Below are 14,305 nucleotides of genomic sequence, written 5' to 3'. Positions count from 1 at the left end.
TCGACGTTCCCGAGTGCACGGTCGACGAGTTAGGGCACCCGTTCCGGCACCGAGCTTGACAACGGTCATTAGTATGATCGGTCATGGCAGCCCACCATGATTTCGACGTGCTCATCATCGGTTCCGGATTCGGCGGCAGCGTCAGCGCCCTTCGCCTCGTGGAGAAGGGGTACCGCGTCGGTGTGATCGAGGCCGGTCGGCGATTCGCCGACGATCAGTTCGCGAAAACCAGTTGGCGACTGCACAAGTGGCTGTGGGCTCCCCGGCTCGGCCTGTTCGGTGTGCAGCGTCTCCATCTGCTCAAGGACGTGATGATCATGGCCGGCGCGGGTGTCGGCGGCGGATCGCTCAACTACGCCAACACCCTGTACCAGCCCCCACGTCCGTTCTTCACCGATCCGCAGTGGAACCACATCACCGACTGGGAGGACGAACTCTCCCCGTACTACGACCAGGCGCGTCGGATGCTGGGGGTGGTCACCTACCCGCACACCACACCGGCCGACCGCATCATGCGCGAGGTCGCCAGTGAGATGGGTGTCGCCGACACCGTCGTGTCCACCCCGGTCGGCGTCTTCTTCGGTGCCGAGGCAGGTGGTCAGGGCGCACCGGGCGAGACCGTGCCGGACCCGTACTTCGGCGGTGCCGGTCCAGCGCGCACAGCCTGCACCGAATGCGGCTCGTGCATGACCGGATGTCGCGTGGGTGCGAAGAACACGCTGCTCAAGAACTATCTCGGACTGGCCGAGGCCAATGGCGCCGAGATCCTCGACCGCACCACGGTCGACGGGCTGACCCAGCGTGCCGACGGTACATGGGAGGTCCGCACCCGACGGTCGGCGTCATGGGGGCCGGTCCGCAGACGTACACGCGTGCTGACGGCCGAGCAGGTGATCGTCGCGGCGGGCACGTTCAACACGCAGAAGTTGCTGCACACGGCGAAGAGCGACGGTTCGCTCCCGAAGCTGTCGGACGCGCTGGGTGAGCTCACCCGCACCAACTCCGAATCGATCCTCGGCGCCTCGCGGCGGACGATCGACCCCGAGGTCGACTACTCCGCGGGCGTGGCCATCACCTCGTCCTTCCATCCCGACTCCGACACCCACATCGAGCCGGTGCGGTACGGCAAGGGCTCCAACGCGATCGCGGTCCTGCAGACCTACCTCACCAGCGGGGCTGCCCGACATCGTCGACTCGGTTCGGTCCTCGCACAGATCGCACGTGACCCGCTGTCGCTGTTCGCCCTGCTCAACCTTCGGAACTGGTCCGAGCGCACGGTGATCCTGCTGGTCATGCAGAACCGCAACAACTCGCTGACCACCTTCGTGAAGAAGTTCGGGCCGTTCCGGTTCGTCACCAGCAAGCAGGGCCACGGCGAGCCGAACCCGACCTGGATCCCGGCGGGTAACGAGGCGACCCAGCGGACGGCGGCGAAACTGGGTGGCAAGGCGCTTGCCGGCGGCACCTGGGGCGACGTCTTCAACATCCCGATGACGGCGCACTACCTGGGCGGATGCGCCATCTCGGATGCCGCGGAGACCGGCGTGATCGATCCGTACCATCGGGTATGGAACTATCCGACCCTGCACATCACCGACGGAGCGGCCATCTCGGCGAACCTGGGTGTGAACCCGTCGCTGTCGATCGCGGCGCAGGCCGAGCGTGCGGTGGCCTTGTGGCCCAACCGCGGCGAGGCCGACCTGCGGCCCGCGCAGGGGGAGCCGTACGAGCGGGTGCGCCCGCAGGAGCCCCGGCGGCCGGCGGTGCCGAAGGACGCACCGGCCGCACTTCTGCTGCCGCTGCTGCCGTTCAGTCCAGACCGCGTGCGATCAGCGTCTCACTGAACCCGTCGGCGGTCCGCAGAGCCGCCACCACGATCGGGGCGACGAGGATGCGGGCCCCTGGGCGCAACCCGCGGGCCCGCCGCGCCTCGTCGACCTGACGCGTCACCTCGACCATCAGCGGGATCGCGCGGATCGTCAACGCCAGCGCGATGGCGACGAGGTCGGTGCGCACCCCGAGGCGGGCCAGCGGTGAGATCGCGCGATTGATGGTGTCGAGCATGTCGGTGGTCCGCGTCGTGAGAGAGACCACCGCGGCCAGCAACACCGACAGCGCGAGGATTCCGCACACCACGACCGCACGCACCCAGTCGGTGAAGACGACCTGGAAGGCGAACACGAACAACAGGATCCACACCAGGGGTCGCAACTGGCGGAGAGCGGTCACCGGTCCGATCCCGGCCAGCGCGTAGACCGCGACGACGCCGGCCGCGGCCAGTCCGAGCGTCGGTAGACCGCGCACGGCAAGGGAGACCACCAGCACGCCGACAGCGAGACCCAGCAGCTTGACGCCGGGTGGGAGTCGGTGCAGCGGTGAGCGGCCCGGCTGGTAGGCAGCGAGTACCGTCATGACTCGGGGCGCGTCACGACATCATCTCCCGGTAACGGGCCAGGGCTGGACCGGGACCATCGTCGACCACCACCCGGCCCTCCTCCATGACCAGCACCCGGTCGAAGTCGTCGACGAGATCGAGGTCGTGGGTGAGCACCACGAGTTGCTCGTCGAGTCCGGCGAACACCTGACGCAGCATCCGGCTGTTGCGGAGGTCGAGCAGGGTGGTCGGTTCGTCGGCGACGATGACCTTCGGTTCGGTGACCAGGATGGAAGCGAGTGCGAGCAGTTGCTTCTGGCCGCCGGAGAGTCGCTGCGCCGGATGGTCGGCGTGATCGCCGAGGCCGAATCGCTCGAGTACCGCGAGGGCGCGTTCGCGGCGGGCGACCTTGTCGGATTCGATCCTGGTGAGCGACAGTTCGATGTCCTCACGCACCGTCGGCATGATGATCTGACGATCGGGGTCGGAGAAGATGAACCCGACGTTCCGCCGCACGGCCCGCTTGTTGCGGGCGACGTCGAGGCCGTCGACGGTCACGGTGCCCGAGTCGGGTACGACGAGTCCGTTGATCATCCGCGCGAGCGTCGACTTCCCGCTGCCGTTGGCCCCGACGATCCCGATCCGTCGCTCGCCGAGGGTGAGAGATACGTCGCGGAGGACGGTGCGACCGTCGAACGCGTGGCCGATCCCGCTGAACTCGATCACGATCGAGTCCGGCGATCGTCAGGCTGCGGCACTGGCATCGGTGCGGCGCCGCAGTGGTGCAATGAGTCCGGGCCAGGCGCGATGGACCTGTGCGGCGACCAACGCGGCGATCGCGGCCTTGATGAAGTCGCCGATGAGAAAGGTCCCGTTCGAGGTGATCGCCGCCCACAGCGCGACGTCGGTGCGGATCAGCAGGCCGACCACGCCGAAGGCGTAGACGACCACGACTCCGCCGAGCAGGTTGATCACGATGCCGGGGATGACGCGATAGCGGGGCATCATCAGCGCGGTGAGCAGGCCGATCACGAGCACTCCGGGCAAGAAGCCGACGAAGTACCCCGCGGTCGGGGAGGCCAGTGCGGTCAGACCGGAGCGGCCGCCGGACAGGATCGGGAGTCCGACGATGGCCAGGACCATGAACAGTCCGACCGCCACCGTGCCCTTCTTGGGGCCCAGTACCGCACCGGCCAGCATCACACCGAGGCTCTGGAAGGTGATCGGTACGCCGGTGGTCCCGATGTTGATGGTGCCGGGCAGGCCGAGCGCAGCGATCAATGCGGCGAAGACGGCGGCCTGGGCCAGGTCGGACACCGACAGGGCGTACCACCGCGGCGGACGGTGCGCGTCGTGCGCAGCTTCGGACATGAGGTGAATTATGAGGGTTGCCTCAGATCCGTCGGGTCGCGGGGGCCGACGACCCACGTTTTCCTAGCGCGAACACGCGGAATCCGCGTGTTCGCGCTACGGATTCGGCAGCAGGTGCTGCAGTCCGGTGACGCGCAGCAGATCGAGTTTGGTGGCGTCCTCCGTGTCGGGGACGACGGTGTAGACCACGATGCGCAGATCGCCGCCCGGGACCGTCAGCACATCGCAGTCGACGGTGATCGGGCCGACCGGCGTCGACACCGCCTTGCGGCTGGATCGGTGCTCGGCCACCTGGGCAGTGGTCCACCGCCGGTCGAAGTCGGCAGACTCGCGCCGTAACCGCGCGATCAGCTGGGACAGACCGGGGTCGGCGGGATAGCGTCCGGTAGCGGCGCGGAGTTCGGCGACGAGGTCGGTCGCGAACTCTTCCTCGTGGTCTGTGGTGTAGTCGATGCCTTCGTGGCCGCACATGAAGTGCCGCCACACCACATTTCGCTCCTCCGGCGGCACCCGTTCGGGGTCACCGGTTAGCGCAGCCCACAGGTCGTTCCACAGCAGGATGTCGAAGGTGGCGGTGAAGACGGCCAGCGGCACGTCACCGAGGCGGTCGACGATGCGCTGGACACCCGGCGTGATGTGCCGCGGGACCAGGTCGCGGCGCGGCGGTGCCGCTCCGGCCACCCGGAACAGGTGATCGCGCTCGAGGTCGGTGAGTCGGAGGGCACGCGCCAGCGCGCCGAGGAGTTGCGGCGACGGGTTGGTTGCCCGTCCCTGCTCGAGCCGGACGATGTAGTCGACGCTGACGTCGGCGAGCATCGCCAGCTCCTCGCGTCGGAGGCCTGGCGTCCGACGTCCCGTCCCGGCAGGCAGCCCGACATCCGCGGGGCGCACCCGGTCCCGCCAGGCGCGCAAGACATCGGCGAACTCGCTCACGCGGTCCATCTTGCTCCGGTTGACGGCGTCGAGACAGGTACTGCCGGTCCCACCGTCGGACGAGGCCTGGGAGACCCGTGCATCGAGGCGCAGGGTAGGGACATGACCACAACATTGATCACCGGGGCCAACCGAGGTCTCGGGCTGGAAACCGTCCGTCGGCTGATCGAGGCCGGACACACCGTCTACGCGGGGATGCGCGACACCGAATCGGGTGCGGAGGCCCGAGCCCTGGGCGCGCACGTCGTCCGCCTCGACGTCGGCGCCCAGGCGAGCATCGACGCCGCACTCGATGAGATCCCCGAGTTGGACGTGCTGGTGAACAATGCCGGCATCCTCGGGACGTCTTTCGGCGTCGACGACTTGGACGCGTCGGCGATCGGATCGGTGCTGGACACCAACGTCGTCGGCATCGTCCGGGTGACCCAGGCCGCGCTGCCGAAGCTGCGACGCTCGGATCTGCCCGTCATCGTCAACGTGGCGTCAGGTGTCGGCTGGCCGCGGTGGCTGACCACCGAGGGGCGCGACGAGTATCCGGTGCCGTCGATCCCGTACGCCGCTTCGAAGGCCGCGGTCATTGCGCTCACCGTCCAGTACGCCAAGAACTTGCCGAGCTTTCGCGTCAACGCCAGCGATCCTGGCTACACCGCGACGGAGTTCAACGGCCACAGCGGACACCAGACCGTCACCGAGGGAACCGACGCCACCGTCGCGCTGGCCACTATCAGGCCGGACGGGCCCACCGGCGAGTTCCACGACCGCACCGGCCGGATCGACTACTGACGGTCCGATCTCGTAGCCGGACACGCGGAATCCGCGTGATCCGCGCTATGGATTAGGCGACGACGGTGCGCCGATCGCGGACATAGGTCGTCCGCGATACCGCCTACCGTCGCCGACATCCGATCGATCCTTCGACGAGAGGCCGACCATGTCCGACTCCGGCAGGAGCGCCACCGAGAACGGGACCACCGAGAACGCAGTCACCGAGAACAAAGTCACCGACAGCGCCGCAACCGACGACCTCCGCGGGGCCGTCGCCGGCTTCTTCGACATCTATGGCCGTGCGTTGCTCGCCCGGGACGAGGCAGCCGTGGCCCAGCTCTATGCGGTCCCGTCACTGATCCTGTTTCCCGGTCAGTCCATCGCGGTGTCCGATGCGCGGCAGACCGAGGAGTTCTTCGCGTCCAACTGGGAGCAGTACGAGGGGGTGCAGGAGGCGATCCCGGACATCCGGCTCCTCGGCGTCGCACCGGAGACCGTCTGGGCCGATGTGACCTGGACATTCGGTGGCAGCGTGCGCGAGCACTTCTGCTATCAACTCGTCGCGCGCGACCGCGGGTTCCAGATCGCGGTCCTCACCCTGATGGGGTGAGTCCGGCGCCACCCTGATGGGGTGAGTCCGGCGCCACCCTGATGGGGTGAGTCCGGCGCCACCCTGATGGGGTGAGTCCGGCAGAGCGCACGCCACTAGACTCCTGTGGGTGACGGATTCTTCGGCAGAGGACTACATCGAGGGCCCCCGCCCGGTGCTCGTGATCGACTTCGGTGCGCAGTACGCGCAGCTGATCGCTCGTCGGGTACGCGAGGCGCGGATCTACTCCGAGGTCATCGCGCATGACGCGCCCATCGAGGAGTTCACCGCGAAGAATCCGCTGGCGGTGATCCTGTCGGGTGGGCCGTCGTCGGTGTACGCCGACGATGCGCCCGCATTCGATCCGGCGCTGCTCGAGCTGGACGTCCCGGTCTTCGGAATCTGCTACGGATTCCAGGCGATGGCGCAGGCACTCGGCGGCGAGGTGGCCAACACCGGTGGGCGGGAGTTCGGTCGCACCACGCTGTCGTGGACCGGTGACGGCATCCTGCACCAGGGCCTGACCGAGACGCAGCCGGTGTGGATGAGCCACAACGATGCCGTGCAGGCCGCGCCCGAGGGCTTCCAGGTGACCGGGTCCACCCCGGGGGCGCCGGTCGCTGCCTTCGAGAACCTCGAGAAGCGGATGGCGGGTGTGCAGTACCACCCCGAGGTGCTGCACACGCCCCACGGACAGCAGGTCCTCACCCGATTCCTCTACGAGATCGCCGGACTCGAGGCCACCTGGACCCCGGCGAACATCGCCGACGCACTCATCGACGCCGTCGCCGACCAGATCGGCGACGGTCGGGCGATCTGCGGACTGTCCGGAGGCGTCGACTCTGCCGTCGCCGCCGCGCTGGTGCAGCGTGCCATCGGTGATCGTCTGACCTGTGTGTTCGTCGACCACGGGCTGCTGCGGGCAGGGGAGCGTGAGCAGGTCCAGCACGACTTCGTCGGATCGACGGGTGCCAAGCTGGTCACCGTCGACGCCGCCGGCACGTTCCTCGAGGAGCTGTCGGGGGTCAGCGACCCGGAGACCAAGCGCAAGATCATCGGTCGCGAGTTCATCCGGTCGTTCGAGGGGGCGGTCAGCGATCTGGCCGGCGAGAGCGCCGACGGCGAGTCGATCGACTTCCTCGTCCAGGGCACTCTCTACCCCGACGTCGTCGAGTCCGGCGGCGGCAGCGGGACCGCGAACATCAAGAGCCACCACAACGTCGGTGGGTTGCCCGAAGATCTCGAGTTCAGCCTGGTCGAGCCGCTTCGGTTGCTCTTCAAGGACGAGGTCCGTGCGGTCGGCCGCGAACTCGGCCTGCCGGAGGAGATCGTCGGCCGGCAACCGTTCCCCGGCCCGGGACTCGCGATCCGCATCGTCGGCGAGGTGACCGCCGACCGTCTGGCATTGCTGCGCAAGGCCGATCTCATAGCCCGCGAGGAACTCACGGCCGCCGGTCTGGACAACCAGATCTGGCAGTGCCCGGTGGTGTTGCTCGCCGACGTCCGCAGTGTCGGCGTCCAGGGCGACGGGCGCACCTACGGACACCCGATCGTGCTCCGGCCGGTGTCCAGCGAAGACGCGATGACCGCGGACTGGACGCGGGTGCCCTACGAGACGCTCGAGATCATCTCCACGCGCATCACCAACGAGGTCCCCGACGTCAACCGGGTGGTCCTGGACGTCACGAGCAAGCCACCGGGCACCATCGAATGGGAGTGAGCATCGTGGTCGCATCCGCCGCGACCACGATGCCCATCCCGATCTCCGCCGTACCCGCCCCGCGTCGCCGCGCCCTCAATCGCGGCGGCGCAGAGCAGTCACCCGCGGAGGTGTCAGTCACCGCGTGATCGGGCTCCGGTGGCGATGAGCACCAGGCCGACGATCACGCCGACGATGACCGCCACCCAGCCGATGCCCGCCCCGTCGGGCAGGTCCGGTCCGCCCGCGAGGCCCCACCCGGCCACCGCGAGTGCGGCCAGTCCGACGAGACCGAGCCCCGGCGCCCGGTGGCCGTGATCGCGGGAGTCGTTCTCGGTCGCGTCCCGGTCCCGGGTGCTCATCGGACGATCTCCACGTTGCCGATGCTGCTCTTCGCATCCACGGTGAGGACCGGACCGTCGGTGCCGTCACGACCTCCGTCGAGTCCCTCGGGGCAGGTGTAGTCGCCGACGCTGACGGCGCACTGGGCGCGCACGTTCATGTTCTCCGGCACCAGCACCTTCACCTCGCCGATCCCGTTCTGCAACTGCACGGTCCGATCCTTCGTGAGGTCGATGTCGCGGAGATCCAACTCGATCCGACCGACGGTCAGGCTGTACTCCGCGCGGATGTCGTTCTCGGTGAAGGGTTTCACGATCCGTTCGCCGGTGCCACCCTCGGGCAGTCCGTCGAATCCGGTCACGCTGGTCGTGACCACCACCGCGGCACCGAGCAGGATGGCGATGGGCACCAGACCGGTGCTGTGTGCCCCCGTCCGACGTCTGCGGAAGGCGGCGATCACGAGCCCGGCACCGACGACCGCCAGGGCGATCGACAGGATGCGCGGTACCGAGAACCATTCCGCACCGGCCTGATTCGCTGCCACACCGGCCGCCGCGGCAAGCACCGCGAGTCCGATGACGATCAGGCTGAGGGGCGACCGACGTCCCGACGGGCGCTCCGGAACGGTCTCGCCTGCGGGCTCGGGCAGGTCCCAGGCGAAGCGGGCTGCGCCGAGCGGGTCCCAGGCCGGCGGAGTGAGTCGTTCGGTTGGCAGGGTGTGCGGTTCGGCGGGCTGAGTTGGTGCGGGCTGGGTCGGGGCGGTCTGGATCGGAGTGCCCGCGGTGCGCGGGTTCGCCTCCGACGCCGGGGTTTCGGCGTCCGCGGAATCCGATGCCCGGCCTCCGGCGGGGTCCGCCAGGGTCGAAGCGATCTCGGAGCCGGCCGTGGTGGGATCCGACGGGACGGTCGGAGGCGTCGCGGTGTCGGTGGCCGGGGTCGTCGGCGTCCCGGTAAATCCGGTGTGACCGCGCGGCATCCAGCGCTGGAACGGTTCGGTGGCCTCACCGGGCATGGCGCCCCACCCGGTGGGCGACCACGCCCCGGTGCCCGGGGTGGGGATGGTCGGCGCGTGGACGGTGTCGACGCTGGTGCCGGCCGGAGGTTCGGGGGTGCGCTGGTAGAGCAACCACCATCCGAGGAGCATCAGTGCCGCGCCCAGCAGGCCGCCACCGCCCCAGGTCCGATTGGGGCCGAAGGAGGTCAGCACGACGATCGCGAGCACGATCAGCAGGATGAACTGCGGGTTCCCGTGCCATCCGCCGCGCGGTGCACCGTGCCACGGGCCGTGATGACCATGCGTTCCGGAGGGCGAGCCGCCGGGCGTCATCGCGGCGAGCGCCTTGCGCTCACTCGGCAGGGCGATCCAGGCGGCGATGTAGAGGAGCAGGCCACTGCCCCCGAACAGGGCGGCGACGACGAAGGCGATCTTCACGACGGTCGGATCCGTGCGGTAGCGAGCAGCGATGCCCGCGCACACACCGGCGATCGTCCGATTCGAGGTGGGACGCACGGGGCGGGTGGCCCACAGTCCCTCGAGCTGCTTGGTGTCCATGGCACTCATCCTGGCGGTCGGATGGCGTCGAGCACATCGGGTACCACCCTGAGAACACCCCTGAAGGTCGGGGCCGGGATCTGCGAGCCTTCCCTGATGTCGGACCTGGTCCGCACGTGCCAGTATCGAGTGGTGAGCAGAAGTGTGTCCCGGGCCGCGGCCGGTCTCGGCCCGACCGAGACCCACCGGATGGTGCGTCGTGACGGCGGTCGGGTGATCGGTGGGGTGGCCGGCGGACTCGCCGACCACCTCGGGGTCGACGCCTTCCGCGTCCGCGTCGTCTTCGTCGTGTTGGCCGCCCTCGCCGGCGCCGGCGTCGCGGCCTACGGTCTGCTCTGGTTCTTCTGCCCGCAGGGCTCCGACACCGCATCGCCTCGTCCGGGCGAGCGGCGACAGGCGTACGGGCTGGCCATCATCGCCCTGGTGGCGATGTCGGTGGTGGGTTTCGCGGCTGCGGGGACACCGGCGGCCCAGCTCATACCGCTGGTGGTGGTCGCGATCGGCGCCGGCCTGGTGTGGCGTGAGTTCGACACCTCGCGGATCGCACCGCGGACCCCACTGCTCACCTGGACCCGACTCGGTGGCGGTGCGTTGCTGGTCATCGGCGGTCTCGTCGTGATCGTGCTGGCCAACAACCAGGGTTTCGGCGGATTCGGGACCACCATCGTGGCGGTGATCGCGACCCTGTTCGGCGTCGTGCTCCTGACGGTGCCGTTGTGGATGCGGATGTGGCGGGCACTCAACGAGGAACGGTCGGCTCGCATCCGGAACGCCGAACGTGAGGAGATCGCCTCGCATCTGCACGATTCGGTGCTGCAGACCCTCGCCCTGATCCAGAAGCAGGCCGGCCGGCCCGAGGAGGTGGCCCGCCTCGCGCGCAGCCAGGAGCGCGAGTTGCGTAGCTGGCTCTTCGGCGATCCGGCACAGCGACAGGGATCGTTGAGTGCGGCGATGCAGAGTGTCGGTGCGGAGGTCGAGGACGCCTACGGCATCGAGGTGGAGGTGATCACCGTCGGCGACCTGCGGCCCGACGAGGAGCCGCACGGCGCCGACGCCCGTCGGTGGCCGGCGCTGATCGGGGCGACCAGGGAGGCACTGGTCAACGCCGCCAAGCACTCCGGAGAACGCACCGTCGACGTCTACTGTGAGGTCGGAGACGACGCGGTCGAGGTCTTCGTGCGTGATCGTGGCAAGGGCTTCGACCCGGGGGTCGTCGACGACGACCGACAGGGCATCGCCCGTTCGATCCGCGCCCGGATGGAACGGGCAGATGGGCAGGTGGAGATCGACTCGACTCCCGGACGCGGCACCAACGTACGACTGACCATGGCGCGGCGCGGTGACCAGGCGGTGCCCGACGCCGATCGTGGCGAGGCGCAGCGCCGCCCCGCCGAACACGCGAACGAGGAGTGAGACCGACCGGATGACACGCAACGATCGGAACCCCCAGCGCCCGTGGGGCATCCACCTCGGGATCGACGAATCACGCAGTACGGCCGATAGGCTGAACCGATGAACACGGAGATCGCTGCGCCGGTGAACCATCGTGTGTTCCTGGTCGACGACCACGGTGTCTTCCGCTCCGGGGTCCGCGCGGAGTTGGCTCGCGAGGACGGTCTCGAGATCGTCGGCGAGGCGGGAACCGTCGCCGAGTCGATCGCCGGGATCACCTCCGTCCGACCGGACGTCGTCCTCCTCGACGTCCACATGCCCGCGGGCGGTGGGGTGGCGGTGTTGCGCGGGGTCACCGACGCGCTCGGCGACGACAGCCCGGTCTTCCTCGCGCTCAGCGTGTCCGATGCTGCGGAGGACGTGATCGCCACCATCCGCGCGGGCGCACGGGGTTACGTGACCAAGACGATCGGTGGACCCGAGCTCGCCGATGCCGTCCGTCGGGTCGCCGACGGTGACGCCGTGTTCAGTCCACGACTGGCCGGGTTCGTGCTCGACTCCTTCACCGGCAAGTCGACTGCCCCGGAGCCGCCGCTGGACCCCGAACTCGACTCGCTGACGCGCCGTGAGCTGGAGGTGCTGCGGTTGCTGGCACGCGGCTACACCTATCGTGAGATCGCCGAAGAGCTGTTCATCTCGATCAAGACGGTCGAGACCCACGCGTCCAACGTGCTCCGCAAGACCCAGCAGTCGAATCGCAATGCGTTGACGCGATGGGCGGCGACCCGGCACATCGGTTGAGCATGGGCCGGGTGTCGCCCGGTGCCGCCGCCCGTCAGCGGGTGAGGGCGATGACCAGGATGACCACGCCGGCGAGCACCACGAAGAACGCCAGGATCGAGAGCGCCAGCGCGGTGGTCGATGTCGGCCCGGATGGTCGCTTGCCGTGGTTCTCCGGAAGTGACGTCGGTCCGTTCGGCGGGAATCGGCCGGGACCGTTCGGCGACGGGGTGGAGATCATCGTGTCGGCGGTGTTCCCGACCAGCGTCGGCGCGTAGGCCTGTCCCGACCTCTGATCGGTCTCGTTCTTCGTACCGTGACCGTTCGGTCCCGGTCCCGCACTGTGCGGACCGGTCGGCCGGACGGTCTGGGGTGCCCGGCCGTCGGCCGATGCGTGGGTGCCGGTCGACTGGGGCCGCGGGGAGCGGGTACTGCGCTGCTGTGCCCAGAGTGGCGGGCCACCATCGGATCTGGTGACCGCGCTGGTGAGGATCTGATGTGTGGTACCCCGTGATCCCGCTGCGTAGGCGGCCAGCTTGTCGCGTGCCTCGGCCATCGTCGGACGGCGTGCGGGATTGGGTTCGAGGAGACTGAGCAGCACCGGCTGAAGGTCTCCCGCACGTGTCATCGGGGTGATCTGAGCGCGAGCGACCTTGTGCAACAGCACCAACGAGTTGTCGTCCACGCCGAACGGTGGCTGACCCTCGACCATCGTGTAGACGGTCGCGCCGAGCGAGTAGACATCGGATGCCTCGGTGGGTTCGGCGCCGCGTGCGACCTCGGGTGCGAAATACGCCGGGGTGCCGGTGATCACGCCGGTCTGCGTGAGCGTCACATCGTCCTTGGCCTTGGAGATGCCGAAGTCGGTGATCTTGACCTGCCCGGAGTGCCGGCCGGTGCTCGCGATCAGGATGTTGCCGGGCTTGATGTCGCGGTGGATGATCCCCGCGTCGTGGGCATCGGTCATCGCGTCGGCCACCTGTGCGCCGATCTGGGCCGCTTGCTTGGTGTCGAGAGTGCCTGCGGCGTGCAGGATCTGGGCGACGCTGCGCGACGGCAGGTATTCCATCACCAGCCACGGCTCGCCGCGGTCGAGGGCCACGTCGTGTACCGAGATCGCGTTGCGATGTGAGAGCTTGGCCGCGATCCGTCCCTCACGCATGGCGCGCTTGCGGATGTTGTCTGCCGAGTCCTCGGTGAGTCCTTCGGTGGAGACGACCTGCTTGACGGCGACCTCGCGGTCGAGGAGCTGATCGCGCGCGAGCCACACCATGCCCATCCCGCCGCCACCGATACGCGACCGCAGGCGGTAGCGTCCGGCCACCAGGTACTGGGGACCCGGCGTCCGGTGACTCTCGGCGTTCAGGGACATAGCCAGCATGATAGCGGGGAGTCCGTGCGCCGACGCGGTACACGGTTGACACTTTGATCGCACGTATGTTCGACTGGGCGCATGCGGTGGTCCGACCAATCCGTCGGCGTCGACGACGGCGCACTTCGCGGGCTCGGCAGGTCCGGCGTGGTCCGTACGGTGACCACTCCCGAGTTCGAGGGGATCACCTTCCACGAGGTCCTCGCCAAGAGTGTGCTGAACAAGGTGCCCGAGGCATCGCACCTGCCGTTTCGGTTCACGGTCAACACCTTTCGGGGTTGCAGTCATGCCTGCCGGTATTGTTTCGCTCGGCCTACGCATGAGTACCTCGAACTCGATGCCGGCCGCGACTTCGACAGCCAGGTGGTGGTCAAACTCAACGCCGCCGCGGTGCTGCGCAAGGAACTGCGGAGGCGGTCGTGGCGACGCGAGACGGTCGCCTTGGGCACCAACACCGATCCGTACCAGCGGGCGGAGGGGCGATACCGGCTGATGCCGGGTGTCATCTCGGCGTTGACCGAGTCGGCGACCCCCTTCTCCATCCTCACCAAGGGCACCTTGCTGCGCCGTGACCTCCCGCTGCTGAGACAGGCCGCCCGCGCCGTGCCGGTCAGCATTGGCATCTCGCTGGCCATCATCGACGACGAGTTGCAGAAGCAGATCGAACCCGGGACGCCCTCGCCTCGCGCGCGACTGGCCCTCATCAGGGATGTCGCCGATGCCGGGTTCGCCCCGCACGTGATGCTCGCCCCGGTCATCCCGTATCTGACCGACTCGACAGCCGATCTGGACGCGTTGCTGGCAGCGTTGTCCGAGGCGGGGGCGGCGAGTGTGACGGCGTTCCCGATGCATCTACGGAGTTCGACCAAACCGTGGTTCCTCGAGTGGCTGGCCCAGGAGCATCCGGCGCTGCTCAAACGCTATCGAGGGCTGTACGGCCGTGGCGCGTACGTGGCGCCCGAGTACTCGGCGTGGCTGCGTGAACGCATGGGCCCGCTGGTCGAACGCCACCGACTCGGCGGATCCGGGATGTCGTTGCGCGACTCGGTCGAGGCCGGTGATGCGGCATCGGCCCGGGTGGTGGCCGAACCCGAACTGCAGCAGGCGCTCACCTTGTTCTGACGCCGCCGCGTCCC

At 68.6% G+C, this 14,305-nt stretch carries 14 protein-coding genes; 7 read left to right on the top strand and 7 right to left on the bottom strand.

Annotated elements, in window-relative coordinates; translation table 11 throughout:
- Positions 1-83: 83 nt before the first annotated feature.
- Positions 84-1,844 carry a GMC family oxidoreductase gene (locus GS4_RS18515; protein WP_007623384.1) on the top strand — a complete coding sequence of 587 codons (1,761 nt, stop codon included), beginning with the start codon at positions 84-86 and terminating at the stop codon, positions 1,842-1,844.
- On the opposite strand, the gene GS4_RS18510 is transcribed toward GS4_RS18515, so the two are convergent.
- The 4 genes from GS4_RS18510 to GS4_RS18495 all read right to left on the bottom strand — a co-directional run bounded on the left by GS4_RS18510 (position 1,810) and on the right by GS4_RS18495 (position 4,687).
- Positions 1,810-2,412 (bottom strand): energy-coupling factor transporter transmembrane component T family protein, encoded by a 603-nt coding sequence (locus GS4_RS18510; protein ID WP_007623383.1) that lies wholly within the window; start codon positions 2,410-2,412, stop codon positions 1,810-1,812. The two genes, GS4_RS18515 and GS4_RS18510, sit on opposite strands and share 35 nt — an antisense overlap.
- A gap of 13 nt (positions 2,413-2,425) precedes the next feature.
- On the bottom strand, positions 2,426-3,100 hold the full coding sequence (locus GS4_RS18505; RefSeq protein WP_007623382.1) for an energy-coupling factor ABC transporter ATP-binding protein: 675 nt from the start codon (positions 3,098-3,100) through the stop codon (positions 2,426-2,428).
- An 18-nt stretch (positions 3,101-3,118) separates the two neighbouring features.
- Positions 3,119-3,745: a biotin transporter BioY gene (locus GS4_RS18500; protein ID WP_040511021.1), complete on the bottom strand. Its 627-nt coding sequence runs from the start codon at positions 3,743-3,745 to the stop codon at positions 3,119-3,121.
- A gap of 96 nt (positions 3,746-3,841) precedes the next feature.
- Positions 3,842-4,687 carry a helix-turn-helix domain-containing protein gene (locus GS4_RS18495; RefSeq protein ID WP_007623379.1) on the bottom strand — a complete coding sequence of 282 codons (846 nt, stop codon included), beginning with the start codon at positions 4,685-4,687 and terminating at the stop codon, positions 3,842-3,844.
- Between the two features lie 93 nt (positions 4,688-4,780).
- On the opposite strand from GS4_RS18495, the gene GS4_RS18490 reads away from it, so the two are divergent.
- The 3 genes from GS4_RS18490 to guaA all read left to right on the top strand — a co-directional run bounded on the left by GS4_RS18490 (position 4,781) and on the right by guaA (position 7,752).
- Complete coding sequence (locus tag GS4_RS18490; protein ID WP_040511020.1) at positions 4,781-5,461, top strand: SDR family NAD(P)-dependent oxidoreductase; 681 nt, start codon at positions 4,781-4,783, stop codon at positions 5,459-5,461.
- A 148-nt stretch (positions 5,462-5,609) separates the two neighbouring features.
- On the top strand, positions 5,610-6,053 hold the full coding sequence (locus tag GS4_RS18485) for a hypothetical protein (protein ID WP_007623376.1): 444 nt from the start codon (positions 5,610-5,612) through the stop codon (positions 6,051-6,053).
- Positions 6,054-6,162: 109 nt separating this feature from the next.
- The gene (gene guaA, locus GS4_RS18480; protein WP_007623366.1) at positions 6,163-7,752 is read left to right on the top strand and encodes a glutamine-hydrolyzing GMP synthase; all 1,590 of its coding nucleotides are present in this window, start codon (positions 6,163-6,165) and stop codon (positions 7,750-7,752) included.
- A gap of 113 nt (positions 7,753-7,865) precedes the next feature.
- Here the strand turns inward: guaA and GS4_RS18475 are convergent, their stop codons facing one another.
- Together GS4_RS18475 and GS4_RS18470 are read right to left on the bottom strand one after the other, a co-directional pair.
- Entirely contained in the window at positions 7,866-8,093 is a 228-nt protein-coding gene (locus tag GS4_RS18475) for a hypothetical protein (RefSeq protein ID WP_007623359.1), read from the bottom strand.
- Positions 8,090-9,625, bottom strand: a complete 1,536-nt coding sequence (locus GS4_RS18470; RefSeq protein ID WP_007623357.1) for a PspC domain-containing protein — start codon at positions 9,623-9,625, stop codon at positions 8,090-8,092. Before GS4_RS18470 ends, GS4_RS18475 begins: the two co-directional genes overlap by 4 nt.
- Before the next feature lie 189 nt (positions 9,626-9,814).
- Between GS4_RS18470 and GS4_RS18465 the strand changes: the two genes are divergently transcribed.
- The gene (locus GS4_RS18465) at positions 9,815-11,038 is read left to right on the top strand and encodes an ATP-binding protein (RefSeq protein WP_051989778.1); all 1,224 of its coding nucleotides are present in this window, start codon (positions 9,815-9,817) and stop codon (positions 11,036-11,038) included.
- Between the two features lie 99 nt (positions 11,039-11,137).
- Positions 11,138-11,818, top strand: a complete 681-nt coding sequence (locus GS4_RS18460; protein WP_007623353.1) for a LuxR C-terminal-related transcriptional regulator — start codon at positions 11,138-11,140, stop codon at positions 11,816-11,818.
- Positions 11,819-11,852: 34 nt separating this feature from the next.
- On the opposite strand, the gene GS4_RS18455 is transcribed toward GS4_RS18460, so the two are convergent.
- The gene (locus GS4_RS18455; protein WP_040511017.1) at positions 11,853-13,169 is read right to left on the bottom strand and encodes a serine/threonine-protein kinase; all 1,317 of its coding nucleotides are present in this window, start codon (positions 13,167-13,169) and stop codon (positions 11,853-11,855) included.
- Between the two features lie 81 nt (positions 13,170-13,250).
- On the opposite strand from GS4_RS18455, the gene GS4_RS18450 reads away from it, so the two are divergent.
- Entirely contained in the window at positions 13,251-14,291 is a 1,041-nt protein-coding gene (locus GS4_RS18450; RefSeq protein ID WP_040511015.1) for an Rv2578c family radical SAM protein, read from the top strand.
- The last annotated feature ends 14 nt before the right edge of the window (positions 14,292-14,305 follow it).

It is taken from the genome of Gordonia soli NBRC 108243 (assembly GCF_000334455.1).
Taxonomy (GTDB): Bacteria; Actinomycetota; Actinomycetes; order Mycobacteriales; family Mycobacteriaceae; genus Gordonia; species Gordonia soli.
Note: the sequence above shows the minus strand (reverse complement) of the source record. Positions and strands in the feature narration are given on the sequence as shown.

Excerpts from the sequence above, each read along its gene's own strand:
- GS4_RS18515 (WP_007623384.1), top strand. The coding sequence starts at position 84 with ATGGCAGCCCACCATGATTTCGACGTGCTCATCATCGGTTCCGGATTC.
- GS4_RS18510 (WP_007623383.1), bottom strand. The coding sequence starts at position 2,412 with ATGACGGTACTCGCTGCCTACCAGCCGGGCCGCTCACCGCTGCACCGA.
- GS4_RS18500 (WP_040511021.1), bottom strand. The coding sequence starts at position 3,745 with ATGTCCGAAGCTGCGCACGACGCGCACCGTCCGCCGCGGTGGTACGCC.
- GS4_RS18495 (WP_007623379.1), bottom strand. The coding sequence starts at position 4,687 with ATGGACCGCGTGAGCGAGTTCGCCGATGTCTTGCGCGCCTGGCGGGAC.
- GS4_RS18490 (WP_040511020.1), top strand. The coding sequence starts at position 4,781 with ATGACCACAACATTGATCACCGGGGCCAACCGAGGTCTCGGGCTGGAA.
- GS4_RS18485 (WP_007623376.1), top strand. The coding sequence starts at position 5,610 with ATGTCCGACTCCGGCAGGAGCGCCACCGAGAACGGGACCACCGAGAAC.
- GS4_RS18475 (WP_007623359.1), bottom strand. The coding sequence starts at position 8,093 with ATGAGCACCCGGGACCGGGACGCGACCGAGAACGACTCCCGCGATCAC.
- GS4_RS18470 (WP_007623357.1), bottom strand. The coding sequence starts at position 9,625 with ATGGACACCAAGCAGCTCGAGGGACTGTGGGCCACCCGCCCCGTGCGT.
- GS4_RS18465 (WP_051989778.1), top strand. The coding sequence starts at position 9,815 with ATGGTGCGTCGTGACGGCGGTCGGGTGATCGGTGGGGTGGCCGGCGGA.
- GS4_RS18460 (WP_007623353.1), top strand. The coding sequence starts at position 11,138 with ATGAACACGGAGATCGCTGCGCCGGTGAACCATCGTGTGTTCCTGGTC.
- GS4_RS18455 (WP_040511017.1), bottom strand. The coding sequence starts at position 13,169 with ATGTCCCTGAACGCCGAGAGTCACCGGACGCCGGGTCCCCAGTACCTG.
- GS4_RS18450 (WP_040511015.1), top strand. The coding sequence starts at position 13,251 with ATGCGGTGGTCCGACCAATCCGTCGGCGTCGACGACGGCGCACTTCGC.